1 protein-coding gene is annotated in these 1,621 nt (G+C 64.5%); it reads left to right on the top strand.

What is annotated here, in order from left to right; translation table 11 throughout:
- Nucleotides 1-1,621 (top strand): ribonuclease E/G (locus tag EOA29_RS35795; protein WP_127222351.1); only part of this gene is annotated, 1,621 nt, incomplete at both ends.

Genomic DNA, 1,621 nt, shown 5'->3' with positions numbered 1-1,621 from the left:
GGAGGGCGCGGCTTCGGACGAATCCGGCTATGAGGCCGGCGACGCGAGCGACGCCGCGGCGGAGAACGCCGCAGCGGTCTCCGAGAGCGTCGAAACCATAACCGAGGCGACCGGCGAACAGGCGAACGAAGCTCCTGAAGCCAGCAGCGACAGCGACGAAGACGGGAATGACCAGCCTTCCGACGCGGGTCCCTCTTCGATTGCGGCCAGTGTCGAAGCCGATGTGATTTCCGAAGCGGTGCCGCAGGCGGAATCCATCAGCGAAGCTGCTTCCACTGACGAGGCCGCATCGAGCGAAAGCGATCGCGGCATGCTGGAAGAGGTGCAGTCCTCGCATTCGGACGAGCATGAGATCGAATCGGTCGGCGCCGAGGACGCGCTCGAGGAAGTCCGCAACCGCCGCAAGCCGGTGCGCCGCCAGTACAAGATCCAGGAGGTCATCAAGCGCCGCCAGATCCTGCTGGTGCAGGTCGTCAAGGAAGAGCGCGGCAACAAAGGCGCGGCGCTTACCACCTATCTTTCGCTCGCCGGCCGCTATTCGGTGCTGATGCCCAACACCGCGCGCGGCGGCGGCATCTCGCGCAAGATCACCAACGCCCAGGACCGCAAGCGGCTGAAGGAGGTCGTGGCCGATCTTGAGGTGCCGCAGGGCATGGGCGTCATCCTGCGCACCGCCGGCGAAAGCCGCACCAAGGCCGAGATCAAGCGCGACTACGAATATCTGATGCGGCTTTGGGAAAACGTCCGCAATCTGACGCTGCAGTCCTCGGCCCCTGCCCTCGTCTATGAGGAAGGCAGCCTGATCAAGCGCTCGGTGCGCGACCTCTACAACAAGGATATCGACGAAATCCTGGTCTCCGGCGAGGACGGCTATCGCGAGGCCAAGGACTTCATGCGCATGCTGATGCCGAGCCACGCCAAGGTGGTGCAGCCCTATCGCGACACTACCCCGATCTTCGTGCGCAACGGCATCGAGGCGCAGCTCGACCGCATGCTGCAGCCGCAGGTGACGCTGAAGAGCGGCGGCTACATCATCATCAACCAGACCGAGGCGCTGGTCTCGATCGACGTCAACTCCGGCCGCTCCACCAAGGAGCATTCGATCGAGGACACCGCGCTCCACACCAATCTGGAGGCCGCCGAGGAAGTCGCGCGGCAGCTCAGGTTGCGCGACCTTGCCGGCCTGATCGTCATCGACTTCATCGACATGGAGGAGAATCGCAACAACCGCTCCGTCGAGAAGCGGCTGAAGGATCACCTCAAGAACGATCGCGCCCGCATCCAGGTCGGCCGCATCTCGCATTTCGGCCTGATGGAGATGTCGCGCCAGCGCATCCGCGCCAGCGTGCTGGAATCGACGATGAAGCCCTGCCCGCATTGCGGCGGCACCGGCCATGTGCGTTCGGACTCCTCGGTGGCGCTGATGGTGGTGCGGGCGATCGAGGAATTCCTGCTCAAGGATTCGCGCAGCCACATCACCGTGCGCACGCCGGCGGCGACGGCGCTCTATGTGCTCAATCACAAGCGCACCAATCTGGTCGAGCTCGAGGCGCGTTTCGGCCTGACCATCACGCTCGAAGCCGACGAGACGCTGGGCGCGCAGCACTACGCGATCTTCCGC

Source organism: Mesorhizobium sp. M1E.F.Ca.ET.063.01.1.1, assembly GCF_003998155.1.
Lineage (GTDB): Bacteria > Pseudomonadota > Alphaproteobacteria > Rhizobiales > Rhizobiaceae > Mesorhizobium.
This window is presented reverse-complemented; position numbering and strand designations above follow the sequence as displayed.